This is a genomic window from Pelomonas nitida (assembly GCF_043555975.1).
Taxonomy (GTDB): Bacteria; Pseudomonadota; Gammaproteobacteria; order Burkholderiales; family Burkholderiaceae_C; genus Pelomonas; species Pelomonas nitida.
Genome location: NZ_JBIGIA010000015.1, coordinates 79772 through 101071 on the forward strand (window position 1 = coordinate 79772; position 21300 = coordinate 101071).

General features: G+C 68.1%; 26 protein-coding genes and 2 pseudogenes. 21 read left to right on the forward strand and 7 right to left on the reverse strand.

Annotated features, from left to right (window positions below; all coding sequences use genetic code 11):
* Window positions 1–53: 53 nt before the first annotated feature.
* Window positions 54–728: a GNAT family N-acetyltransferase gene (locus tag ACG00X_RS18300; RefSeq protein WP_394490120.1), complete on the forward strand. Its 675-nt coding sequence runs from the start codon at window positions 54–56 to the stop codon at window positions 726–728.
* Between the two features lie 3 nt (window positions 729–731).
* Here ACG00X_RS18300 and dtd read toward each other — a convergent pair whose 3' ends face one another.
* Window positions 732–1172, reverse strand: a complete 441-nt coding sequence (gene dtd / locus ACG00X_RS18305) for a D-aminoacyl-tRNA deacylase (RefSeq protein ID WP_394490122.1) — start codon at window positions 1170–1172, stop codon at window positions 732–734.
* A complete protein-coding gene (locus ACG00X_RS18310) occupies window positions 1169–2062 on the reverse strand; it encodes a cation diffusion facilitator family transporter (RefSeq protein WP_394490124.1) in 894 nt (297 codons plus the stop codon). Before ACG00X_RS18310 ends, dtd begins: the two co-directional genes overlap by 4 nt.
* A gap of 105 nt (window positions 2063–2167) precedes the next feature.
* On the opposite strand from ACG00X_RS18310, the gene argB reads away from it, so the two are divergent.
* The 13 genes and pseudogenes from argB (at window position 2168) to tatC (ending at window position 9516) form a co-directional block, all read left to right on the forward strand.
* Window positions 2168–3073: an acetylglutamate kinase gene (argB, locus tag ACG00X_RS18315; protein WP_394490126.1), complete on the forward strand. Its 906-nt coding sequence runs from the start codon at window positions 2168–2170 to the stop codon at window positions 3071–3073.
* Window positions 3074–3173: 100 nt separating this feature from the next.
* On the forward strand, window positions 3174–3857 hold the full coding sequence (locus ACG00X_RS18320; protein ID WP_394490128.1) for a pyrimidine 5'-nucleotidase: 684 nt from the start codon (window positions 3174–3176) through the stop codon (window positions 3855–3857).
* Window positions 3858–3935: 78 nt separating this feature from the next.
* Window positions 3936–4622 (forward strand): response regulator, encoded by a 687-nt coding sequence (locus ACG00X_RS18325; protein WP_394490130.1) that lies wholly within the window; start codon window positions 3936–3938, stop codon window positions 4620–4622.
* Between the two features lie 78 nt (window positions 4623–4700).
* Window positions 4701–5342 carry a nucleoid occlusion factor SlmA gene (gene slmA, locus ACG00X_RS18330; RefSeq protein ID WP_394490216.1) on the forward strand — a complete coding sequence of 214 codons (642 nt, stop codon included), beginning with the start codon at window positions 4701–4703 and terminating at the stop codon, window positions 5340–5342.
* Between the two features lie 22 nt (window positions 5343–5364).
* On the forward strand, window positions 5365–6294 hold the full coding sequence (locus ACG00X_RS18335; protein ID WP_394490132.1) for an ATP-binding protein: 930 nt from the start codon (window positions 5365–5367) through the stop codon (window positions 6292–6294).
* Complete coding sequence (locus ACG00X_RS18340; protein WP_394490134.1) at window positions 6287–6727, forward strand: NUDIX domain-containing protein; 441 nt, start codon at window positions 6287–6289, stop codon at window positions 6725–6727. Before ACG00X_RS18335 ends, ACG00X_RS18340 begins: the two co-directional genes overlap by 8 nt.
* Window positions 6728–6731: 4 nt before the next feature.
* Window positions 6732–7124, forward strand: coding sequence for a phosphoribosyl-AMP cyclohydrolase (gene hisI / locus ACG00X_RS18345; protein WP_394490136.1), 393 nt, complete (start codon window positions 6732–6734; stop codon window positions 7122–7124).
* Window positions 7117–7443: a phosphoribosyl-ATP diphosphatase gene (locus ACG00X_RS18350; RefSeq protein ID WP_394490138.1), complete on the forward strand. Its 327-nt coding sequence runs from the start codon at window positions 7117–7119 to the stop codon at window positions 7441–7443. Before hisI ends, ACG00X_RS18350 begins: the two co-directional genes overlap by 8 nt.
* The gene (locus tag ACG00X_RS18355) at window positions 7440–7790 is read left to right on the forward strand and encodes a histidine triad nucleotide-binding protein (RefSeq protein WP_394490140.1); all 351 of its coding nucleotides are present in this window, start codon (window positions 7440–7442) and stop codon (window positions 7788–7790) included. Before ACG00X_RS18350 ends, ACG00X_RS18355 begins: the two co-directional genes overlap by 4 nt.
* Window positions 7791–7911: 121 nt before the next feature.
* Window positions 7912–8148 carry a Sec-independent protein translocase subunit TatA gene (tatA, locus tag ACG00X_RS18360; protein WP_394490142.1) on the forward strand — a complete coding sequence of 79 codons (237 nt, stop codon included), beginning with the start codon at window positions 7912–7914 and terminating at the stop codon, window positions 8146–8148.
* Window positions 8149–8156: 8 nt separating this feature from the next.
* A pseudogene (gene tatB, locus ACG00X_RS18365) lies at window positions 8157–8385 on the forward strand (Sec-independent protein translocase protein TatB); the annotation flags it as partial.
* A gap of 104 nt (window positions 8386–8489) precedes the next feature.
* Window positions 8490–8630 (forward strand): annotated as a pseudogene (tatB, locus tag ACG00X_RS18370) (Sec-independent protein translocase protein TatB); the annotation flags it as partial.
* Window positions 8631–8712: 82 nt separating this feature from the next.
* Window positions 8713–9516: a twin-arginine translocase subunit TatC gene (gene tatC, locus ACG00X_RS18375; RefSeq protein WP_394490144.1), complete on the forward strand. Its 804-nt coding sequence runs from the start codon at window positions 8713–8715 to the stop codon at window positions 9514–9516.
* Here the strand turns inward: tatC and ACG00X_RS18380 are convergent.
* Window positions 9492–10667, reverse strand: a complete 1176-nt coding sequence (locus tag ACG00X_RS18380; RefSeq protein ID WP_394490146.1) for a S1C family serine protease — start codon at window positions 10665–10667, stop codon at window positions 9492–9494. The two genes, tatC and ACG00X_RS18380, sit on opposite strands and share 25 nt — an antisense overlap.
* An 11-nt stretch (window positions 10668–10678) precedes the next feature.
* On the opposite strand from ACG00X_RS18380, the gene ACG00X_RS18385 reads away from it, so the two are divergent.
* Entirely contained in the window at window positions 10679–11425 is a 747-nt protein-coding gene (locus ACG00X_RS18385) for a Nif3-like dinuclear metal center hexameric protein (protein ID WP_394490149.1), read from the forward strand.
* Window positions 11426–11435: 10 nt separating this feature from the next.
* On the opposite strand, the gene ACG00X_RS18390 is transcribed toward ACG00X_RS18385, so the two are convergent.
* A complete protein-coding gene (locus tag ACG00X_RS18390) occupies window positions 11436–11867 on the reverse strand; it encodes a hypothetical protein (RefSeq protein ID WP_394490151.1) in 432 nt (143 codons plus the stop codon).
* A gap of 87 nt (window positions 11868–11954) precedes the next feature.
* Window positions 11955–12875: a M14 family metallopeptidase gene (locus ACG00X_RS18395; RefSeq protein ID WP_394490153.1), complete on the reverse strand. Its 921-nt coding sequence runs from the start codon at window positions 12873–12875 to the stop codon at window positions 11955–11957.
* Window positions 12876–12973: 98 nt separating this feature from the next.
* On the opposite strand from ACG00X_RS18395, the gene pdxA reads away from it, so the two are divergent.
* Window positions 12974–13963 carry a 4-hydroxythreonine-4-phosphate dehydrogenase PdxA gene (pdxA, locus tag ACG00X_RS18400; RefSeq protein WP_394490155.1) on the forward strand — a complete coding sequence of 330 codons (990 nt, stop codon included), beginning with the start codon at window positions 12974–12976 and terminating at the stop codon, window positions 13961–13963.
* A gap of 25 nt (window positions 13964–13988) precedes the next feature.
* Here pdxA and ACG00X_RS18405 read toward each other — a convergent pair whose 3' ends face one another.
* Both ACG00X_RS18405 and mscL read right to left on the reverse strand, forming a co-directional pair.
* The gene (locus tag ACG00X_RS18405) at window positions 13989–16412 is read right to left on the reverse strand and encodes a DUF1631 family protein (protein WP_394490157.1); all 2424 of its coding nucleotides are present in this window, start codon (window positions 16410–16412) and stop codon (window positions 13989–13991) included.
* Between the two features lie 142 nt (window positions 16413–16554).
* Window positions 16555–16974 carry a large conductance mechanosensitive channel protein MscL gene (mscL, locus tag ACG00X_RS18410; RefSeq protein ID WP_394490159.1) on the reverse strand — a complete coding sequence of 140 codons (420 nt, stop codon included), beginning with the start codon at window positions 16972–16974 and terminating at the stop codon, window positions 16555–16557.
* A gap of 174 nt (window positions 16975–17148) precedes the next feature.
* Between mscL and petA the strand changes: the two genes are divergently transcribed.
* From petA to ACG00X_RS18435, 5 genes are all read left to right on the forward strand, one after another.
* The gene (gene petA / locus ACG00X_RS18415; RefSeq protein ID WP_394490161.1) at window positions 17149–17745 is read left to right on the forward strand and encodes a ubiquinol-cytochrome c reductase iron-sulfur subunit; all 597 of its coding nucleotides are present in this window, start codon (window positions 17149–17151) and stop codon (window positions 17743–17745) included.
* Window positions 17746–17766: 21 nt separating this feature from the next.
* Window positions 17767–19230: a cytochrome b gene (locus ACG00X_RS18420; RefSeq protein ID WP_394490163.1), complete on the forward strand. Its 1464-nt coding sequence runs from the start codon at window positions 17767–17769 to the stop codon at window positions 19228–19230.
* A gap of 20 nt (window positions 19231–19250) precedes the next feature.
* Window positions 19251–20021, forward strand: coding sequence for a cytochrome c1 (locus ACG00X_RS18425; RefSeq protein WP_394490165.1), 771 nt, complete (start codon window positions 19251–19253; stop codon window positions 20019–20021).
* A 136-nt stretch (window positions 20022–20157) separates the two neighbouring features.
* Window positions 20158–20775, forward strand: a complete 618-nt coding sequence (locus tag ACG00X_RS18430; RefSeq protein ID WP_394490167.1) for a glutathione S-transferase N-terminal domain-containing protein — start codon at window positions 20158–20160, stop codon at window positions 20773–20775.
* On the forward strand, window positions 20775–21278 hold the full coding sequence (locus ACG00X_RS18435) for a ClpXP protease specificity-enhancing factor (RefSeq protein ID WP_394490169.1): 504 nt from the start codon (window positions 20775–20777) through the stop codon (window positions 21276–21278). The genes ACG00X_RS18430 and ACG00X_RS18435 overlap by 1 nt, the downstream gene beginning before the upstream one ends.
* Window positions 21279–21300: the final 22 nt, after the last annotated feature.

Below are 21300 nucleotides of genomic sequence, written 5' to 3' on the forward strand. Positions count from 1 at the left end.
TGTTGCGGCAGTTTTGTGTGTATTTGTGACGGGAATGACACAGCTACGGCTCGTTGGGCTTCCCCTCGCGGCCGGTCGTCGCTACCCTCCTAGGGTTTGTACCGACCGTCTGCCGTTTCATGGTCCTGAATGAGCCGCGTGACTCCGTCACCGCACAGCCTGTAGCCGGGCTGACCCACCGTCTGGTGCTGCGACCGCCGCGAGACAGCGATCTCGACACGATGGTGGCCCTCTACGCCGACCCTGCCGTCACCCGCTTCTGCGTCGCCGCGACGCCGCAAGGCCGAGACGCCACGCGGGCCCAGTTGCAGGCGTGGATCAGCCATTGGCAGGCCCATGGTTTCGGTCACTGGGCGATCGCCGAGCGTGAGCGTCCCGACACCTTGATCGGCTTCGGCGGCCTGATGCACCGCAGCGTTGCAGGCCATGACGGGCTGTTCCTGTACTACCGTTTCACGCCGCAGGCCTGGGGCCGGGGGCTGGCTTCCGAGATGGCATTGCACGCGTTCGGCCAGGCCTTCGACCAGCGCCACGAGCCGGCGGTTGCCGCAGCGGTGCTGCCCAGCAATGCCCCGACGCGCAAGACGCTCGAAGGGCTGGGAATGCGGCCCAAGGGCACGTTGTCAGACGGCCCCGGCAATGCCGCATCGCTCTTGTACGAGCTGACTGCCGAGCGCTGGGCCGCGCTGCCGCACCCCGCGCCCGCGGTGGTGGCGTTCGCGGCTTAGGCTTCAGGCCATTCGCATGGGGATGGTCACCGGGCCGTCGTTGACCAGGTGCACCTGCATGTCCGCCCCGAATTCGCCGCTCGCGACCACTGGATGCTGGCGGCGCGCGATGGCCAGCGTGTGGTCGTAGAGGCGCCGCCCCAGTTCGGCCGGCGCTGCGCCTGAAAAACTTGGCCGGTTGCCGCCCTGGGTGTCGGCCGCGAGCGTGAACTGGCTGACGATGAGCAGCCCGCCCGCCACGTCCTGCACGCTGCGGTTCATCTTGCCGGCGTCGTCGCTGAAGACGCGCAGCTTCAGCACCTTGGCGATCAGTTTCTCGGCCGTCGCCTCGCTGTCGGCCGGCTCGGCGCACACCAGCATCAGCAGCCCCTGGTCGATCTGGCCGATGACCTGGCCGGCCACTTCCACGCGGGCCTCACGAACACGTTGCAGCAGGGCGATCACAGCAAATCCTTGGGGTCATCGAAATGGGCTTCCACGTCCATGGGCAGCAACTGGATGGTGGCGCGCAGGCCCGGCACGGCCTGCATCAGCGCCTGCTCGACGGCCGAGCGCTGGCGCGCCGCCTGACCGAGCGACCAGCTGGCGGGCATGTGCATGTGCAGGTCCACGAAGCGGCGCTGGCCGGCGACGCGGCTGACGATGTGGTCGAAGCGCACCGTCTCGGGCTGGCGAAAGCCCTCCAGCACGGCTTGCACGCGCGCCATGGCCTCGGCGTCCAGCGCCGTGTCCATGAGGCCTTGGCTGGAGCGCCGGATCAGGTGCACGCCTTCGCGCAGGATGTTGGCGGCCACGACGATGGCCAGCAGCGGGTCCAGCCATTGCCAGCCGGTGGCCATGACACCCAGCAGGCCGGCCACGACGCCGGCTGAGGTCCAGACGTCGGTGATCAGGTGCCGGGCGTCGCCTTCCAGCGCAACGGAGTGCACCTCGCGCGCCTTGCGCAGCATGGCCCAGGCCATGGCGCCGTTGAGCGCCGAGCTGACGATGGCCAGCGCCACACCCAGGCCCACACCCTCCAGGGGCTGCGGGTGCTGCCAGCGCTCCGCTGCGCCCCAGATGATGCCCAGGCCCGCCGCGATGATGAGGATGCCCTCGAAGCCGCTCGAGAAGTACTCGGCCTTGTGGTGGCCGTAGGGGTGCTCGGCGTCGGGTGGCTGCGCGGCCAGCGTCACCATCGCCAGCGCGAACATCGCGCCGGCCAGGTTGACGAGGGATTCCAGCGCATCGGCCGCCAGGCTGACGGAGCCTGTCCACCACCACGCCGCCGTCTTCAAGGCGATGGTGACCACCGCCGTCGCGATGGAAAGCTTCAGATAGGCGCTGGCTTGCATCCCGCCATTTTGTCGCCATGCCCCCTGTTCCGGGGTCAGGTGGGTCATCGCCCGGCGGGCCGCAGGCGCTCCCTAGAATGCCGGCCATTCCCCGGAGCCCGACGCATGACCAGTCCCCACCTCACCGACGTTTCCCACATCGCGCCGCGCGAGAAGGCCGAGATCCTCTCCCAAGCCCTGCCTTACATCCGCAAGTTCCACGGCAAGACCATCGTCATCAAGTATGGCGGCAACGCGATGACGGACCCGGAGCTGCAGAAGGACTTCGCCGAGGACGTGGTGCTGCTCAAGCTCGTGGGCCTGAACCCGGTGGTCGTGCACGGCGGCGGGCCGCAGATCGAGGACGCGCTCAACAAGCTGGGCAAGAAGGGCCACTTCATCCAGGGCATGCGCGTGACCGACGCCGAGACCATGGGCGTCGTGGAATGGGTGCTGGCCGGCGAGGTGCAGCAGGACATCGTGGGCCTGATCAATGCTGCCGGCGGCAAGGCCGTGGGCCTGACCGGCCGTGACGGCGGCATGATCCGCGCCAAGCAGCTCAAGATGCTGGACAAGGACGACCCGAGCAAGGAACACGACATCGGCCAGGTGGGCGACATCGTCGCCATCGACCCCAGCGTCGTGAAGGCGCTGCAGGACGATCAGTTCATTCCCGTCGTCAGCCCGATCGGCTTCGGTGAGGCCAACGAGAGCTACAACATCAACGCCGACGTCGTCGCCGCCAAGCTGGCCACCGTGCTGCAGGCCGAGAAGCTGCTGATGCTGACCAACATCCGCGGCGTGCTGGACAAGCAGGGCGAGCTGCTGACCGAGCTGACGCCCCGCCGCATCGACGAGCTGGTGGAAGACGGCACGATCAGCGGCGGCATGATCCCGAAGATCGCCGGCGCCATCGACGCGGCCAAGAGCGGCGTCAACGCCGTGCACATCATCGACGGGCGCGTGCCGCACGCGATGCTGCTGGAAGTGCTGACGGACCAGGCCTACGGAACGATGATTTCGTCTCGTTGAGACGAAAGGCTCGTTCTGCGTCCGACCCGCAGGGGATGACTTTCGATGATTTCGTCTCGGTGAGCCACTGCGCTGCCGGCCGAAGACGGCGCGCCACGACATGAACCCACGCAACAAGGTCTGGCTGTTCGACCTCGACGACACGCTTCACAACGCGTCGCATCGGGCGTTTCCTGAGCTCAACGCGTCCATGGCGGCCTACATGGTCACCTACCTCGGCCTGACCGAGGAGGCCGCCGCTGCGCTGCGCAACCATTACTGGCAGCGTTACGGCGCCACACTCACCGGCCTGCAGCGCCACCATGGTGTCAAGCCCGCACATTTCCTGCGCGAGACGCACCGCCTGCCGGGGCTGGAGGCGCATCTGCACGGCCATGCGCATGACCTCGCTGCGCTGCGCCGCCTGCCGGGCCGCAAGCTGCTGATGACCAATGCGCCGCGCAGCTATGCCGAGCGCGTGCTGGCGGCCATCGGCCTGCGGGACGTCTTCGAGCGACTGATCTGCGTGGAGGACATGGAGCTTTTCGGCCACTCCCGCCCCAAGCCTGACACGCGCATGTTCCGCGTCGTGCTGGCGCGGCTGAAGCTGCGGCCCGAGCGCTGCGTGCTGGTCGAGGACACGCTCATCCACCAGAAGGCGGCGCGCAGCCTGGGGCTGCACACGGTCTGGATGCAGCGCTGGCTGCGCAAGGCCGCCGATGGCCGGCGCCTGCAGCACCGCCCCGCCTACGTGAGCCGGCGCGTGCGTTCGCTGGTTGCGTTGGCTCGGTTCCCGAATGGCTGAGTCAAATCGAGGGCTGGCGTGTGGCTATCGTGGCCCACGACAATCTGTTCTTCTGTTCCCCAAAGCTCTGACGCCTCAATGACACCGTTCTCGGTCCTTATCGTCGAAGACCAGGCCCGTTTTCGGGAGGCCTTCACCCATGCCCTGGGTAGCGTGCCCGACATCGAGCTGCTGGGCATCGCGCCCGACCTGCCGCAGGGGCGGCGCATGTTTGATCAGCTGCAGCCCGACGTGCTGCTCGTCGACCTCGACCTCCCCGGCGGCAGCGGCATCGAGTTGATCCGCCACGCCGCGCAGACACGTCCGCAGTGCGAGGTCATGGTCATCTCCGTGTTCGGCGATGAGCAGCATGTCGTCGCCAGCATCGAGGCCGGCGCCACCGGCTATCTGCTCAAGGACAGCCTGGCGCTGGACCTGCCGGGCCAGTTGCGCTCGTTGCGCGCCGGCGGCAGCCCCATCAGCCCCGTCATCGCGCGCCGGCTGCTGGTGCGCCTGGCGCCAGGCGCCCAGAGCACGAGCGGCCCGTCTCCCGAGGCGATGGCGGCGGCCATGGCGGCGGAGGAGGTGGTGGCGCTGTCCGAGCAGGAGTCTCGCGTGCTGCACCTGGCGGCCAAGGGTTTCACGTTCGACGAGATCGCGCAATTCATGCAGGTGTCGCCGCACACGGTCATGACCTACGTGAAGCGCGTCTACCGCAAGCTGCACGTGCGCTCCAAGGTCGAGGCCATCTACGAAGCTCGCCGCCTGGGCTGGCTGCGAGACTGAGCGCAATCGTGCCAAGAGGCACGCCCGGCAATACCGGTTGCACTGTCGTCACCTGGCGAGCCGTCGGCTTGCGGCAAGATTGCGGATGTGAACACCGACATCCATTCCGAACCGGTCGCTGCCTCCTCGACAACCGGGCCCCGCAAACGCCCCAAACCGGGGGAGCGCCGCACGCAGATCCTGCAGGTGCTGGCCGGCATGCTGGAGCAGCCCGGCGCCGACCGCATCACCACTGCGGCTCTGGCCGCCAAGCTCGACGTCAGCGAGGCCGCGCTGTACCGGCATTTCGCCAGCAAGGCGCAGATGTTCGAAGCGCTCATCGATTTCATCGAGAGCAGCGTCTTCGGGCTGGTCCACCAGGTCGTGGACATGCCGCAGCCCATGCCCGGGCAGGCGGCCCGTATCGCCTCGCTCATCCTGCAGTTCGGTGAGAGAAACCCGGGCATGACCCGGGTGATGGTGGGCGATGCGCTGGTGTACGAGAACGAACGGCTGACGGCCCGCATCAACCAGTTCTTCGACCGCATCGAATCGTCGCTGCGGCAGGTGCTGCGCGCGGCGGCCGAGGCCCAGGGCGTGCAGACGCCCACGGTGCAGGCCAATGTGCAGGCGTCGGTGTGGGTCAGCTTCATCATCGGCCGGCTGCAGCGCTATGCGCGGTCGGGCTTCAAGCGGCTGCCGACCGAGCAGCTCGAGGCCTCGCTCAAGGCCATCGGCTGAGGCGGCCGCCTAAACTGCGGCGATGTCCGCCGCTCTGGAATCCTTTCTCGCCCGCGCCGAGGGCCTGCTGACCCGCCTGGAGGCGGTGCTGCCCCGCGCGGCCACGCCGCCCGACTGGGCGGCCTCCACCGCGTTTCGCGCCCGGCGCCGCCACGGCACGCTGTGCCTGGAGCCGGTGCGCGCCGTCGCCCGCATCCGGTTGTCCGACCTGCAGGAAGTCGAGCCGCAGAAGGAGCGGCTGCTGCGCAACACGGCCCAGTTCGTCACGGGCCGGCCGGCCAACAACGTGCTGCTGACCGGCGCCAAGGGCACGGGCAAGAGCTCGCTGATCAAGGCGGTGCTGAACGAGTTTTCCGGCCTGGGGCTGCGGCTCATCGAGGTCGACAAGGCCGACCTCGTCGACCTGCCGGACCTCGTCGAGCAGGTGGCCGGTCGCCCGGAGCGCTTCATCGTGTTCTGCGACGACCTCAGCTTCGACGAAGGCGAGGCCAGCTACAAGGCGCTGAAGAGCGTGCTCGACGGCTCGGTCGCCGCCGCCAGCGACAACGTGCTGATCTACGCGACCAGCAACCGCCGCCACCTGCTGCCCGAGAAGATGGTCGACAACCTCGCGGGCACGCATGGCGAGCACGGCGAGATCCACCCCGGCGAGGCGGTGGAGGAGAAGATCTCGCTGTCCGAGCGCTTCGGGTTGTGGATCAGCTTCTACCCGTTTAGCCAGGCGGAGTATCTGACCATCGTGGCCCAGTGGCTGCGCCATTTCGGGCTGGACGATGCGGCCATCGACGCCGCGCGGCAGGACGCGCTGATCTGGGCGCTGGAGCGAGGCTCGCGCTCGGGACGGGTGGCTTTCCAGTTCGCACGCGACCGCGCCGGCCGTGGCGCGGGGGGCGATGGCCCGGCCGCATCGCGCATCGGTGACGACGCGCCCGAGGGCCTGGATCATGTCTGAGCGCACGCCCGTGGAGGTGGCCGTGGGCGTGCTGGTGGAGCGTGACGCCGCCGGCCGGGAAGGGCGTTTCCTGTTGACCTCGCGCCCCGAGGGCAAGGTCTACGCCGGTTACTGGGAGTTCCCGGGTGGCAAGCTCGAGGCGGGGGAGTCCGTCGAGCAGGCGCTCGCCCGTGAGCTGCGCGAGGAGATCGGCATCGAGATCGGTGCGGCCCACCCCTGGCAGACGCTGGTCATGGACTATCCCCATGCCCGGGTGCGGCTGAACTTCTGCAAGGTGTTCGACTGGGCCGGTGAGTTCCAGATGCTGGAAGGCCAGCAGATGGCCTGGGCCGAGCTGCCGGTGCAGGTGCAGCCCGTGCTGCCGGGCACCATCCCGGTGTTGCAGTGGTTTGCCGAAGAGCGTCAGCACATCGGTGCCACTCACCTAGACTGAACCCATGAGCAGTTGGCTTGACGAAGTGAAGTGGGATGACAAGGGCCTGGTGCCCGTCATCGCCCAGGAGCAAGGCACGGGCGACGTGCTGATGTTCGCGTGGATGAACCGTGAGGCCCTGGCGCTGACGGCCGAGCGCGGCCAGGCCGTGTATTTCAGCCGCTCGCGCAACAAGCTGTGGCACAAGGGCGAGGAGAGCGGCCACTTCCAGCAGGTGCACGCCATCCGCATGGACTGCGACAACGACGTCGTGCTGCTGACCATCACCCAGCTGGGCCACGAACCCGGCATCGCCTGCCACACCGGCCGGCACAGCTGCTTCTTCCAGAAGCTGGAGAACGGCGTCTGGAGCGCCGCTGAGCCGGTGCTGAAGGACCCGAAAAAGATCTATGAGTGACGACATCCTTTCCCGCGTCGGCGCGGTCATCGAATCGCGCAAGGGCGCCGACCCGAGCACCAGCTACGTCGCCAAACTGTTCGACAAGGGCCTGGACGCCATCCTGAAAAAGGTGGGCGAGGAGGCTACCGAGACGGTCATGGCCGCCAAGGATGGCGATCCGAAAAAAGTGGTCTACGAAGTGGCCGACCTGTGGTTCCACAGCCTGGTGGCGCTGGCGCACTTCGGTCTGAAGCCGGAAGACGTGCTGGCCGAGCTGGCCCGCCGCGAAGGCCTGTCGGGCCTCGCCGAATTCGCCCAACGAGGAAACGCGCCGTGAGTCATTCCGATCCGAACTGCATCTTCTGCAAGATCGTCGCGGGCCAGATCCCGAGCAAGAAGGTCTATGAGGACGAAGACATCCTCGCCTTCCACGACATCCAGCCCTGGGCGCCGGTGCACATCCTGCTCATCCCGAAGCGCCACATCGCGTCGATGGCGGAGGTGACGGAGGCCGAGGCCGGCCTGCTGGGGCGAATGACCACACTGGGCCCGCGGCTGATGAAGGAGCTGGGGGTGACCAATGGTTTCCGGCACATCATCAACACCGGCGCGGACGGTGGGCAGGAGGTGTTTCACCTGCATCTGCATGTCATGGGCGGGCCGCGGCCCTGGTTGAAAGGCTGACAGCCGCCCGCATCTGACGGACTGGTGTGACGTCGCGATGACTTCGGACGGTTACCGTCCAGATCCTGGCGGTGTGCGCCCCTCCCCTAGAATTTGAGCCAGTCCACAAGGAGCAAGCATCATGGGTTCATTCAGCATTTGGCACTGGCTGATCGTGCTGGTCGTCGTCATCGCCATCTTCGGCACCAAGAAACTGCGCAATGTCGGTTCCGACCTGGGCGCCGCCGTCAAGGGTTTCAAGGACGGCATGAAGGACGGCGTGTCCGGCGAAGAGGCCAACAAGCCCCAGCAGCAGGTCACCGTCAACAAGGTCAACGACCCGAACACGGTCGACGTCGACGCCAAGACCAAGTCCTGAGCTGACGAGTGCTGGACTTCGGCTTTGACAAGATCGCGCTGATCGGCGCGGTGGCGTTGATCGTGATCGGCCCCGAGAAGCTGCCGCGCGTCGCCCGCACGGTCGGCACCCTGCTCGGCAAGGCGCAGCGCTATGTCGCCGACGTCAAGGCCGAGGTCAACCGCTCCATCGAACTGGAAGAGCTTCAGAAGATGAAGAGCCAGTTCCAGACGGCGGTGAGCGACGTTGAGCAGAGCGTGCGCCAGGAGGTCAATGCCGCCACGCAGGCCTTGAACCAGACCTGGAGCAACGTCTCGTCCGACAGCGGCGCTTACGCCGAGTCGAGCATCGCGCTGCCGCCGCCCGAATACCGCCACCCGAAAAAGAACTGGCGCCTCAAGCGCGGGGCCACGCCGCTGTGGTTCAAGCAGAAGGCCGGCGTGCGACGCCACACCCAGTCCGGCGCGGCGCGCGTCGCCCGCTTCCGCCCCCCGAAGCGCTGAACCCCATGCCTCCACGCCCGCTTCGCGCGCAGCCCCTCGCGTGGGTTTTCGCGTGTCGGGGGCGGCCCAGCACGCACCGACCATGAGCTCCTTCCAGAATCCCGACCACGACGAGCTGTCGGGCACCGAGCAGCCCTTCGTCGCCCACCTGATGGAGCTGCGCGACCGGCTGCTGCGCGCCGTCATCGCCGTCGCCGTGTGCTTCGGCGCACTGTGCCTGTACCCCGGGCCGGGCCAGCTCTACGACCTGCTGGCCGCGCCACTGGTGTCGCACCTGCCCGAAGGCACGAAGATGATCGCCACCAACGTCATCGCGCCGTTCTTCGTGCCGCTCAAGATCACGATGCTGGCGGGCTTCCTGCTCGCGCTGCCGGTGGTGCTGTACCAGGCCTGGGCGTTTGTCGCCCCGGGGCTGTATTCGCACGAGAAGCGGCTGGTGGTGCCGCTGGTGGTGTCCAGCACGCTGCTGTTCTTCGCCGGCGTGGCGTTCTGCTACTTCTTCGTGTTCGGCCAGGTCTTCAAGTTCATCCAGAGCTTCGCGCCCAAGAGCATCGCGGCGGCGCCGGACATCGAGGCCTACCTCGGCTTCGTCATGAACATGTTCATCGCCTTCGGGGCGGCGTTCGAGGTGCCGGTCATCGTCGTCGTGCTGGCGCGCATGGGCATCGTCTCGGTCGAGAATCTGCGCGAGTGGCGCGGCTACTTCATCGTCGTGGCCTTCATCATCGCGGCCGTCATCACGCCGCCGGACATCGTCTCGCAGCTGGCGCTGGCCATCCCGATGTGCCTGCTGTACGAACTGGGCCTGTTCGCCGCCGGCTACGTCGTCCGCGCCAAGCAGGCGCCTGAAGAAGCCGCCGGTCAGTCGTCGTCCGACGGGCGCTGAGCCCGCGGCTTGCGCCGGCCCACGTCGACGGAGACGTCCAGGGCCTTGCCGGCGCGCTGCACGCCAATGGCCACCTGGCTGCCGGGCTTCAGCGCCGCAACGCTGGTCAGCAGCTCGGCCGGCGTGTTCACGGGCTGGTCGCCGATGCGCGTCAGCACGTCGCCGGGCCGGATGCCCGAGCGGGCCGCCGGCCCGTCGTTGACGACTTCGCCGATCAGCACGCCGCGCGTGCTGCCCAGCTTCAGCACCTCCGCCAGCTCGGGCGTCAGCTCGCGCGTCTGCACGCCGATGTAGCCGCGCGCGACCGAGCCGTCCTTCAGGATGGCCGCCGCCACCTGGCGCGCCACATCCACGGGGATGGCGAAGCCGATGCCCAGACTGCCGCCGCTGCGCGAGAAGATGGCCGTGTTGATGCCGATCAGCCGCCCGTCGGCATCCACCAGCGCGCCGCCGGAATTGCCGGGGTTGATGGCCGCGTCGGTCTGGATGAAGTTCTCGAAGGTGTTGATGCCCAGCTGGTTGCGGCCCAGCGCCGACACGATGCCCGACGTGACCGTCTGCCCGACGTTGAACGGGTTGCCGATGGCCAGCACGACGTCGCCCACCTGCAGGCTGGCGGCGTCGCCCAGGCCGATCGTCGGCAGGTCGGGCAGGGCGATCTTCAGCACGGCGACGTCGGTGTCGGGGTCGGTGCCGACCAGCGTGGCCCGCGCCTGGCGACCGTCGGTGAGCTGCACCTCGATGTCGGCCGCACCGTCCACGACATGGTTGTTCGTCAGCAGCACGCCGTCGGCCGAGATGATGACGCCCGAGCCTAGGCCCGTCTGTGGCGTGCTGCGCGGCTGGCGTGGGCCGAACGGGAAGCCGAACAGCGAGTTCTGTCCGCGCTCGGCGCGGGCCGGCGCCTTGCTGGCTGTGATGCTGACGACGGCCGGTGCGGCGGCGCGCGCAGCGGCGGCGAAGCCCGTGCGCACGGCGGAGGCGGCAGGTGCCGCAGGCGGCAGCGCGATCTGGCGGGCCGTCTGGGCGATGGTTGCTTCGCGCGGGCGCTCGGGGGACAGCCACTGAGGCTTGAGCGTCGAGAGAACAAACATGGCGGCCAGCGCCACCGTCACCGCCTGCGCGAAAATCAGCCAGAGCCGCTTCAACACTTCATCACCCCATGACCGATCGCGCCGCGCTGGAACGCCAGCTCAACCAATGGCTGGAGCCCACGCGGTTCAAGGATTATGGGCCGAACGGTCTGCAGGTCGAGGGGCGCCACGAGGTGCGGCGCCTGGTGTGCGGCGTCACGGCGAGCCTGGCGCTGATCGACGCGGCCATCGAGGCGCAGGCCGATGCCATCCTCGTCCATCACGGCCTGTTCTGGCGCGGCCAGGACGGTCGCGTGACCGGCTGGATGAAGCAGCGGCTGGCACGCCTCATCACGCACGACATCAACCTCTTCGCCTACCACCTGCCGCTGGATGCCCACCCCGAACTCGGCAACAACGCGCAGCTGGGCCGACGGCTGGGCTGGGTGGCGGACGGCCGCTTCGGCGAGCAGGACCTGGGTTTCACGGCGACCGTCGAGCCGACGACGCTGGACGCCGTGAGCGCCCAGCTGCGCGCGCTGACCGGTCGCGACGTCACGGCGGTGCCGGGTGACGGCCGGCCGCTGCGTCGCGTGGCGTGGTGCAGCGGCGGCGCGCAGGGCTATTTCGAGGGGGCCATCGCCGCCGGCGCCGATGTCTTCATCACCGGCGAAATCTCCGAGCCCCAGGCCCATTACGCCCGCGAGACCGGCGTGGCCTTCATCGCCGCCGGCCACCACGCGACCGAGCGCTACGGCGTGCAGGGGGTTGGCGAGCGCGTGGCGGCCGAGCTGGGTCTGGACGTGCGCTTCATCGACATCGACAACCCGGCCTGAGCCGCGACGGTCACGGCTTGAGCACCGTGAACTCGGGGTTGGAGGACGCGCTCTGCAGGCACATCTTGCGCAGGTTCTCGATGCCGCCGGTGGCGGGGTCGGCCGTGAAGAAGTGGCGGCCGATGCGCACCTGGCCCCCTGGCGCGCTGAACCGGCACACGGCCAGTGCGCCGGCGGGGCAGCTGGCCAGGCGCGTCACCTTCGGCGGCGTGTCCTTGGGCGTGAGCGTCATCTTGCTCGCCGAGTCACACCAGGCGTCGGCCACCGCGGCAGCCTCGGGGCCGGTGAAGTCGGTGCACTCCTTGAGCGTGATGGGCTTGAGATAGACCGGCGGGATGGGCTGGATGACGCCTTCCTGCATGCAGGCCAGCGGCGCCGCGTGAACCAGCGAAGCGCCCGTGGCGAGCAGGGCGGCGAGGGCGGTGCGAAACATCATGCGCATGCGGTGTTTGAGCCAGGTGGTGCCGCATTGGAGCGCAGGATGGGCGCGCTGCCGCCGTGGTTCGCCCCCTAGGATCCGGGGCCGCTCTCAGCCCTGCGGCGCGTTCAACGCATAGGCGATCGAGGCGCGCACGGCCGTAACCTGGGCTTCGATGCATTGCTGCGGCGTCGTGCGCGGGCTGTCCGGGTAGACCTCGGTCGTCGTCGCAAAACGAGCCCCCGTGATGGCCGCGCACAAGCCCTTCTTCGCGACGGCGAAGCTGATGACGCCGGGCGATTGCAGCGGGCAGCCGATGATGTGGCCGTTGGCGTCGGGCGGCGCGATGTGCGTGACCCGGGCGACGGCGTCGATGACGGCGCGCTGGAAGTCGGGCTGCGGGTGGTCGGCGTCGTCGACGAGGTAGAAGCCGTCGGGCACGACGTCCGGCTCGAAGGGGACGCCGTCGCGGGCGGCCAGCGCGGGGCGGAATTCCGCTTCGTCGCTGTCCGTCGTCTCGTGCAGGTCGATGTGCATCAGCACGCGGCCATGCAGCGGCGCCAGCAGCGCGACCAGCGCGGCCGATTCACCGGCCGGGCTGCCCGCGCGGAAGTTGCGGTTGGGGTCCAGCGCGTCGCGGTTCCAGCGCTGGATGCGCTCGTAGGCCCAGGGGCTCACGCAGGGCACGACCAGCAGGTTGGCGCGGCCGGCCGTCTCCCGCCCGTGGTCACGCACATAGGCCAGCGCACCGTGCACGCCGCTGGTCTCGTAGCCGTGCACGCCGCCCGTCACCACCAGCGTGGGCAGGTCGTCGCGCCAGTCGCGGCTGCGGATGGCGATCAGCGGGAACTGCTCGCCGTCGTACGCGAGCGCGCCGTACTCGCTGACGGCGAAGTGCGTGCGCAGCGGCTCGACGGCGGCCAGCACGTCGTCGGCGTAGCGACGCTGCGGGGTGATGCCGGCGCGCCAGCTGGCGATTTCTGCCGGGCCCCAGGGCTGGCCGGCCGTGCCAATGGGGTAGGGGTGTGTCATGTGTGGTCCTCGTGGGGGCGGCCGCGGGCGCGATGTGCGGGGCGGCGGCGGAGGGCGCAGTCTGCCAGCCCAGGGGGCGGGTGATGAAAGAATGCGGCATGACCCCCGCTTCCCCCCTTGTCGTCAGCATGGGCGATGCCTGTGGCATCGGACCCGAGACCATCGCCGGACTGTGGCGGCGCGAGGCGCCGCGCGACGCGCTGGTGGTGGGGGATGTCGACGTGATGCGCCGTGCCGTGCAGTGCCTGGGCGGCGCGCTGGAGGTGGTGCCCGTGTCGTCGCCGCTGGCCTGGGCCGACGCGGCCCGGCGCGGCCTGCCGGTGTGGGCGCCCGAGGGCTTGCCGGCCGACCTGGCGGCGGTGCCGCAGGGCCGTGTCGATGCCCGGGCCGGCGCGGCAGCGGCGCATTGCATCGAGGCGGCGGTGGCGCTCGTGCAGTCCGGCCATGCGCGGGCCTTGGTCACCGCGCCCATCCACAAGGAGGCCTTGCACGCGGCCGGTTCGCCCTACCCGGGCCACACCGAGATGCTGCAGGCGTTGGCCGGCGGCGTGCCGGTGCGCATGATGCTGGCCAACGAGGAGCTGCGCACGGTGCTCGTCACCATCCACTGCTCGCTGCGTGAAGCCATCGAGCGCATCACGCGCCAGCAGGTGCTGGAGACCGTGCGCATCACCGGCGCGGCGCTGGCGCGCATGGGCGTGCCGGCGCCGCGCATCGCCGTGGCGGGCCTGAACCCGCACGCCGGTGAGGGTGGGTTGTTCGGTGACGAGGAAATCCACCATATCGCGCCGGCCATTGCCGATGCCCGCGCCGAAGGCTGGAACGCGACCGGACCGTACGCGCCCGACACCGTGTTCATGCGCGCGCGCCGCGGCGAGTTCGATGTCGTCGTCGCGATGACGCACGACCATGGGCTGATTCCGGTGAAGTACCTGGGGGTGGAGCAGGGCGTGAATGTGACGCTGGGGCTGCCGTTCGTGCGCACCAGCCCCGACCATGGCACCGCGTTCGACATCGCCGGCCGCGGCGTGGCGGACCCGTCCAGCCTGGCCGCCGCGATGGCCATGGCCAGGCGCCTGGCGGCCTGACGGCCTGACGGGGAGGGCGCGCGGCTCAGCGCGTTGGCGTGCCGAGCGCGGCGAGCTGCGCCCGCGCGCGGGCCGTGGCGCGCTCCAGCAGGAAGGCATGCTCGTAGGCGCGCATGCGGCCGGTCTGGCAGAGCTTGCGCAGCATGCGCGCCGTCATCGTGACGGTTTCCTGGTGGCGGCTGCCGTGCGTGAAGATGAAGAAACTACGGCCGCCGCTGATGTGAGCCAGGCGCACCTTCTGCCACTCGTCGCCGGTGTGCATCTGGTAGGCAAAGCCCAGCTGCATGCTGTCGACCAGCGATGCGCCGGCGCTGGGCTCCGCGGCGCTCTCGGCGGCCGGGAAACCGTCGATGGAGATGTCCACGGCGCGCAGCGGCACCGAGGCCGTCATGGCGTCGTTGCCGGACAGGTCCAGGTCCAGCTCGCCATGCCAGTCGACGGTGGATTCCTCGACGAGCCCCAGGCTCTTGGCCTCGGCCGGCGTCAGGCGCTGGCTGGCATCCAGGTCGGCCGGCAGCGTCTCGCCGCCGACGGGCCTGGCGAGGTCGGCTTCGCCGGGAGGGGCGACGCCGAAGATCTGGTCGAGCTGCTTGATCAGCAGGTTGGTGTCGAGCGCCGTGGGGGCCTGGCCCTTGAGGGATTCGGCGTGGGCCGGCAGCAGCGCGCCGAAGAACTCCTTGCGTGACGCCTCGGGCCAGCGGATCAGGTCCAGCCCCTCGTTGAGCGTGCGCATCAGGATGGGCAGCTCGCGCAGGAAGTCGGCGCGGCCCGTGGTGCCGCCCTTGGGCTGCACGCTCATGACGAGGCTGCGGCCCAGTGCGCGCAGCCGCAGCGCCCGCTCCGGCGCGCCCTCGCGCGACGCCAGCACGATGGCCTGGCTCCAGACGCTGGCCAGGAAGCTGCGCAGGAAGTCCTGCATGGGCACCTTGGCCAACTGCTGCTGCAGCAACAGCGCATAGCGCTGCTGCAGGCGCAGGTCGGTCTCGCGGCGCTCGACGACGGCGGCGACATCGCCGCCCAGTGCCTTCAGCGTGCCGCGGGTCTGCTCGGCGATGAAGGTCTCGAGGGCGTCCAGCTTGACCGTGTAGACGTCCATGCGATCGAAATCGCCCTGGGCCACGTCTTGAACCAGGTCGCGCACGTGAGCCAGGTAGGCCCGGCCCGGGTCGTCGCTGAAGTCGTCGAACGCGCAGGCCAGCGAAGCCAGCCGGTTGACGAACTGGCGCACCGGGTGACGGCGCGACGAGAAGAAGGTCTCGTCGCCCAGCGCGACGCGCAGCACCGGCAACTGCAGCCGGGCGAGCAGGCGCGCCATTTGCGGCGGCACCTTGGGATCGGACAGGATCTGGTCGAACAGGCTGCTGACGACGTCGATGACCATGTGATCCAGCCGGCCCGAGGAGGCCTGCCGCAACTCGTCGCGGTGCAGCGTGATCACGTTGGTGGGCGGCGGCATCTGGCCCCAGATGCTGGCCTCGCCGGACAGCGTGTCGAGCGCCATGCGGGCGGAATGCCCGCTGTCGAAGCCGTCGTGCACGGTGATGGGGACCTGCGCCAGGCGGCGCAGCAAGTCCATCATCTGGGAGTCGACACGGCCCAGCCCGCCACGGCCGCCGTAGCCGCCGCCCCCGAAGCCGCCGCGGCCGCCAAACCCGGAGGAACCATGGCCCGAGCCGCCTTGGGGGCCGCCGTAAGAGCCACCGTAAGGCCCGCCACGGCTGGAAATGTTGCCGTGGCCGGAATCCAGGTGGCCGGGCTGCGTCGGCGCGCTCCCGCCCCCGCTCCCGCCCGCCCCGCCGTAGCGCTGGCCATCGCTGTCGGGGGCGGTGCGCACGCGCAGGTCTTGCGGGCGCAGGCCGCGCGAGCGCAGCAGCTCCGCGATGTCGCCATAACAGGCGCGCATTTCCTGCGCCAGCGCCCGGGTCAGCTCGTCGACCAGGGTTTGGCGGGTCTGGGTGTCGTCGGTGATGCTGTGCACCGCATCCAGCAGCGCTTGCGCCACCAGCTCCGGCCGCAGCGGGTTGCGCTCGCCGAACTGGATGCTGGAGACATAGGACTCCACCTCGCGCAGCTCCCATTCGCTCTGGTGGCCGAGGGCCAACCCGATGCGGTCGGCCGCGACCAGGTTGTTGACCTGGTCGTCATCCATCAGCGAGAGCTCCTCCCAACCCTTCTTGGTGCTGGAAGTGTTGTCAGGGCGTGGGTCCGACTGCTCCGCCGAGACCTGCTTGCGCAGGCTTTGCAGGAAACGCTGCGAGAACACGCCCTGCTGCTGGCGGAACACGAACTGTGCCGCGAGCAGCTCATCGCGCTTCTTGATCTGCCCGGCCGCCAGCGCCGACAGCCCAAGCCCCTCCGCGCACCGCTCGGCCGCCTGCTCGCCCGCCAGGCGGAGGCGTGTCAGCGAGGCTTCGAGGTGCGGGTTCAGGCGAATCTCGGGCGCGTTCATCTAGAAGTTGGCACAGAGGCGGCCAAAGTATCGCGCTTGTGAGGGGGCCGGGTTTACGGCAACGAGCCAATTGGGTGGGACAAACGGCGCTGTAACCATTCCTTACGGGTTTGCCGGGAAAACGACCGCCATTTGAGCGAAGTCAACGTTTGAGCGAATCGCGGATCTCGCGCAGCAGCTGGATATCTTCCGGGGTGGGAGGCGGTTCTGCGGGCGCCGTCGGTGCCGGCTCGCGCTTGAGGCGGTTGATCTGCTTGATCATCAGGAAGATCACGAAGGCCAGGATGATGAAGTTCAGCGAGACGGTGAAGAAGCTGCCGTAGGCCAGCACGGCGCCTTCCTTCTTGGCTTCCACCAGCGTCGTGGCCGTCTGCCCTGACAGCGGGATGAAGTAGTTGCTGAAGTCGAGCCCGCCGAAGATCTTGCTGACCACCGGCATGATGACGTCGCCCACCAGCGAGTCGACGATCTTGCCGAAAGCGCCGCCGATGATCACGCCGACCGCGAGGTCGATGACGTTGCCTTTGACGGCGAATTCCTTGAATTCGGAGAAGAAACTCATGCACGCTCCTGACGTGGATTTGATGTGGATCAAGGCAATCTTGGCGGCAAGTTTGCGCGGCCAGAAAGCGGGTAAACCTGCGCCCGGGAGGCAGTGTCGCAGGCCTGGGGCCCGAATTTGTGTCCGCTAGAATCCTCGGCTGCCCCTGATCAGAAGTCTCTTTAGAGGACCCTCATGAGTGACCAGCAAGTGGACCAAGGCAAGCGGACCTGGTTGATCGCAACCGGTTGCGCAGGTGCCGTGGGCGGCGTTGCTACCGCCGTGCCCTTTGTCAGCACCTTCGCGCCGAGTGAGCGAGCGAAGGCCGCAGGCGCGCCGGTCGAGGTCGACATCTCGGGCATCAAGCCCGGCGAGAAGCTGACGGTCGAGTGGCGCGGCAAGCCGGTCTGGATCGTGCGCCGCACGCCCGAGCAGGTCGAGGCCCTCAAGAAGAACGATGGCCAGCTGGCCGATCCGACCTCCGAGCGCAAGGCCTTCCCGCTGCCGGAGTACGTCAGCAAGGAAACCCGCTCGATCAAGCCCGAGTACCTCGTCGTCGTCGGTATCTGCTCGCATCTGGGCTGCTCGCCCAGCGAGAAGTTCACCGCCGGCCCGCAACCTTCCCTGCCGGACGACTGGAACGGCGGCTTCCTGTGCCCCTGCCACGGCTCGACGTTCGACATGGCCGGCCGCGTCTTCAAGAACAAGCCGGCGCCGGACAACCTCGAAGTGCCTCCCCACATGTACCTCTCCGACGCCAAGCTGCTGATCGGCGAGGCCAAGAAGGCCTAACTAGAGCAAACGGGAAGACACATGGCTGAATTCAAGGAAGCTCCCGCAGGCGCCTCGGTGGGCGTGAAGACCATGACCTGGCTGGAGAACCGGTTCCCGACCGCGTTCGACGCCTACAAGGTCCACATGTCGGAGTACTACGCGCCGAAGAACTTCAACTGGTGGTACATCTTCGGCTCGCTGGCGCTGCTGGTGCTGGTGATCCAGATCGTCACCGGCATCTTCCTCGTGATGCACTACAAGCCGGACGCCGCGCTGGCGTTCGCCTCCGTCGAGTACATCATGCGCGACGTGCCCTGGGGCTGGCTGATCCGCTACATGCACAGCACGGGCGCTTCGGCCTTCTTCATCGTCGTGTACCTGCACATGTTCCGCGGGCTGATCTACGGCAGCTACCGCAAGCCGCGCGAGCTGGTCTGGATCTTCGGATGCGCGATCTTCCTGTGCCTGATGGCCGAGGCCTTCATGGGCTATCTGCTGCCCTGGGGCCAGATGTCCTACTGGGGCGCGCAGGTCATCATCAACCTGTTCGCGGCCATCCCGCTGGTCGGTGACGAACTGTCGACGCTGATCCGCGGCGACTTCGTCGTCGGCGATGCGACGCTGAACCGCTTCTTCAGCTTCCACGTCATCGCCGTGCCGCTGGTGCTGCTGGGCCTGGTGGTGGCCCACCTGCTGGCGCTGCATGACGTCGGCTCCAACAACCCCGACGGCGTCGAGATCAAGAAGGGCCCCAAGGACGCCAACGGCAAGCCGCTGGACGGCGTGCCCTTCCACCCGTTCTACACGGTGCACGACATCTACGGCGTCTGCCTGTTCCTGATGGTGTTCACCGCCATCATCTTCTTCGCACCCGAGTTCGGCGGCTACTTCCTGGAGTACAACAACTTCATCCCGGCCGACCCGCTGAAGACGCCCCCGCACATCGCGCCGGTCTGGTACTTCACGCCGTTCTACTCGATGCTGCGTGCCACGACGTCGGACTTCATGCCCTTCCTGTGGGCCTTCCTGGGCGTGGTGGGTGTCGTGACGGTGCGCCGCTCGCCCACGCTGCCGGCGTCGGTCAAGGTGGGCTACTGGGGCCTGCTGGCCGCACTGTGCTTCCTGTTCGACGTGCATGGCGTCGTGCTGGGCTGGATGGGCGTCAAGGTGCCCACCGTCCTGCATGGCCTGGACGCCAAGTTCTGGGGCGTCGTTGTCATGGGCGGCTCGGTGCTGATCATGGCCTTCCTGCCCTGGCTGGACGACAGCCCGGTCAAGTCCATCCGCTACCGCCCCGACTGGCACCTCTACGTCTACGTGGTGTTCGTCGTGTTCTTCCTGATCCTCGGCTACCTGGGCGTGCAGCCGCCGAGCGCCGGCGGCACGCTGGTGTCGCAGGTCGGCACGCTGTTCTACTTCGGCTTCTTCCTGTTGATGCCCTGGTGGAGCCGCCTGGGCACGCCCAAGCCGGTGCCCGACCGCGTGACCTTCCACGCCCACTGAGCTGCGGAGCAAGAACACCCATGAAAAAGCTCATCGCCATCCTGCTGACCGCCCTGGGATTCGTCGGCGGCGCACATGCCTCCAGCGGCGGCATGGAATGGGACAAGTTCCCCAAGGACAAGTTGGCCGACATGGCTTCGCTGCAGCACGGCGCGAAGTTGTTCGTCAACTACTGCCTGAACTGCCACGCTGCGGCGTTCATGCGCTACAACCGCCTGCGCGACATCGGCCTGACCGAGGCCGACATCAAGAACAACCTGCTGTTCGCCGCCGACAAGGTCGGCGACACGATGAAGGTCAGCCTGGACCCGAAGGAAGCCAAGGCCTTCTTCGGCGCCAACCCGCCCGACCTGTCTGTCATCGCGCGCTCGCGTGCCGACGGCGCCAAGGGCTCCGGCGCGGACTACCTCTACACCTACATGCGGAACTTCTACCGCGACGACACCAAGGCGACGGGCTGGAACAACCTGGCCTTCCCCAGCGTCGCGATGCCGCACGTGCTGTGGGAACTGCAGGGGCAGCGCACCGCCAAGTTCGACGAAGTCGCCGACCCGCACGATCACGACAAGAAGACGCACGTCTTCGCCGGCTACCAGCAACTGACGCCCGGCACACTGACCGAGCGCCAGTACGACGAAGCCGTGGCCGACCTGGTCGCCTACCTGCAATGGATGGGTGAACCCGCACAGGGCCGCCGCTTCCAGCTCGGCGTCATCGTGCTGATCTTCCTCAGCATCCTGACCTTGTTCGCCTGGCGGCTGAACGCCTCCTTCTGGAAGGACGTGAAGTAAGCCTGTTCGTTCCGGTGTCGCCTCGCGGCGGCGCCGAACCACGCAGTGGGGCGCGCTACGGCCACCCACTGCGTTTGCTTTTTCGGCGCGGTCACCGCCGCGCCTTTGATTGACTGACCCCTCGGGAGCCCAAGCCATGATGGTCCTCTACTCTGGAACCACCGATCCTTACTCGCACCGCTGCCGTTTCGTGCTGTTCGAGAAAGGCATGGACTTCGAAATCCGTGACGTTGACCTGTTCGCGAAGCCCGAAGACATCGCATTGATGAACCCGTACAACGAGGTGCCCATCCTCGTCGAGCGCGACCTCATCCTGTACGAATCGCACATCATCAACGAGTACATCGACGAGCGCTTCCCGCACCCGCAGCTGATGCCCGGCGACCCGGTCGCCCGCGCCCGCGTGCGCCTGTTCCTGCTGAACTTCGAGAAGGAGCTGTTCGCCCACGTGAACATCCTCGAAGGCCGCGGCACCACCGTGAAGGCGACCGACAAGCAGCTCGAAAAGGCGCGCGCTCAAATCCGCGACCGCCTCACGCAGCTCGCGCCGATCTTCCTGAAGAACAAGTACATGCTGGGCGACGACTTCTCGATGCTCGACGTGGCCATCGCGCCGCTGCTGTGGCGCCTGGACTACTACGGCATCGACATGTCGAAGAACGCGCTGCCGCTGCTGAAGTACGCCGAGCGCATCTTCAGCCGCCCGGCCTACATCGAGGCGCTGACGCCCTCGGAAAAGGTGATGCGCCGCTGATGGAGCAGACCCCCGCCTCCGGTTCGGGCAACGGCACGTCCACCCGGCCGTACCTGATCCGCGCCCTGCACGACTGGTGCACGGACAACGGCTTCACGCCCTACATCGCGGTCCACGTCGACCGCTCGGTGCAGGTGCCGATGGAGTACGTGTCCAATAACGAGATCGTGCTGAACATCGGCTTCGATGCGACCAGCGGGCTGGACCTCGGCAACGAGTTCATCCAGTTCAAGGCCCGCTTCGGTGGTGTGTCGCGCGAAATCATCGTGCCGGTGGACCATGTCGTGGCGATCTACGCGCGCGAGAACGGTCAGGGCATGGCCTTTCCAGCGCCCGAGCCGCTGCCCGAGGGCGCCGCACCGCCGGTGCCCACGCCCGCCGAGCCGCGCCGCAGCGGCCTGCGGCTGGCCAGCGAGGCGAGCGAGCCGGACGGCGACGATGCACCGCCGCCACCCGAATCTCCGAGCGGCGGATCGCGACCTTCGCTGAAACGGGTCAAGTAAGGGTCTAGAATCACGCCCTCAA

What these genes read in the sequence shown, in the direction of transcription:
- ACG00X_RS18430 (WP_394490167.1), top strand. Translation starts at nt 20,158, where the DNA reads ATGATGGTCCTCTACTCTGGAACCACCGATCCTTACTCGCACCGCTGC.
- tatC (WP_394490144.1), top strand. Translation starts at nt 8,713, where the DNA reads ATGAGCTCCTTCCAGAATCCCGACCACGACGAGCTGTCGGGCACCGAG.
- ACG00X_RS18425 (WP_394490165.1), top strand. Translation starts at nt 19,251, where the DNA reads ATGAAAAAGCTCATCGCCATCCTGCTGACCGCCCTGGGATTCGTCGGC.
- ACG00X_RS18320 (WP_394490128.1), top strand. Translation starts at nt 3,174, where the DNA reads ATGAACCCACGCAACAAGGTCTGGCTGTTCGACCTCGACGACACGCTT.
- ACG00X_RS18385 (WP_394490149.1), top strand. Translation starts at nt 10,679, where the DNA reads ATGACCGATCGCGCCGCGCTGGAACGCCAGCTCAACCAATGGCTGGAG.
- pdxA (WP_394490155.1), top strand. Translation starts at nt 12,974, where the DNA reads ATGACCCCCGCTTCCCCCCTTGTCGTCAGCATGGGCGATGCCTGTGGC.
- tatA (WP_394490142.1), top strand. Translation starts at nt 7,912, where the DNA reads ATGGGTTCATTCAGCATTTGGCACTGGCTGATCGTGCTGGTCGTCGTC.
- argB (WP_394490126.1), top strand. Translation starts at nt 2,168, where the DNA reads ATGACCAGTCCCCACCTCACCGACGTTTCCCACATCGCGCCGCGCGAG.
- ACG00X_RS18405 (WP_394490157.1), bottom strand. Translation starts at nt 16,412, where the DNA reads ATGAACGCGCCCGAGATTCGCCTGAACCCGCACCTCGAAGCCTCGCTG.
- ACG00X_RS18310 (WP_394490124.1), bottom strand. Translation starts at nt 2,062, where the DNA reads ATGCAAGCCAGCGCCTATCTGAAGCTTTCCATCGCGACGGCGGTGGTC.
- ACG00X_RS18420 (WP_394490163.1), top strand. Translation starts at nt 17,767, where the DNA reads ATGGCTGAATTCAAGGAAGCTCCCGCAGGCGCCTCGGTGGGCGTGAAG.
- ACG00X_RS18350 (WP_394490138.1), top strand. Translation starts at nt 7,117, where the DNA reads ATGAGTGACGACATCCTTTCCCGCGTCGGCGCGGTCATCGAATCGCGC.
- ACG00X_RS18435 (WP_394490169.1), top strand. Translation starts at nt 20,775, where the DNA reads ATGGAGCAGACCCCCGCCTCCGGTTCGGGCAACGGCACGTCCACCCGG.
- hisI (WP_394490136.1), top strand. Translation starts at nt 6,732, where the DNA reads ATGAGCAGTTGGCTTGACGAAGTGAAGTGGGATGACAAGGGCCTGGTG.
- ACG00X_RS18395 (WP_394490153.1), bottom strand. Translation starts at nt 12,875, where the DNA reads ATGACACACCCCTACCCCATTGGCACGGCCGGCCAGCCCTGGGGCCCG.
- ACG00X_RS18325 (WP_394490130.1), top strand. Translation starts at nt 3,936, where the DNA reads ATGACACCGTTCTCGGTCCTTATCGTCGAAGACCAGGCCCGTTTTCGG.
- petA (WP_394490161.1), top strand. Translation starts at nt 17,149, where the DNA reads ATGAGTGACCAGCAAGTGGACCAAGGCAAGCGGACCTGGTTGATCGCA.
- ACG00X_RS18340 (WP_394490134.1), top strand. Translation starts at nt 6,287, where the DNA reads ATGTCTGAGCGCACGCCCGTGGAGGTGGCCGTGGGCGTGCTGGTGGAG.
- mscL (WP_394490159.1), bottom strand. Translation starts at nt 16,974, where the DNA reads ATGAGTTTCTTCTCCGAATTCAAGGAATTCGCCGTCAAAGGCAACGTC.
- ACG00X_RS18390 (WP_394490151.1), bottom strand. Translation starts at nt 11,867, where the DNA reads ATGCGCATGATGTTTCGCACCGCCCTCGCCGCCCTGCTCGCCACGGGC.
- ACG00X_RS18335 (WP_394490132.1), top strand. Translation starts at nt 5,365, where the DNA reads ATGTCCGCCGCTCTGGAATCCTTTCTCGCCCGCGCCGAGGGCCTGCTG.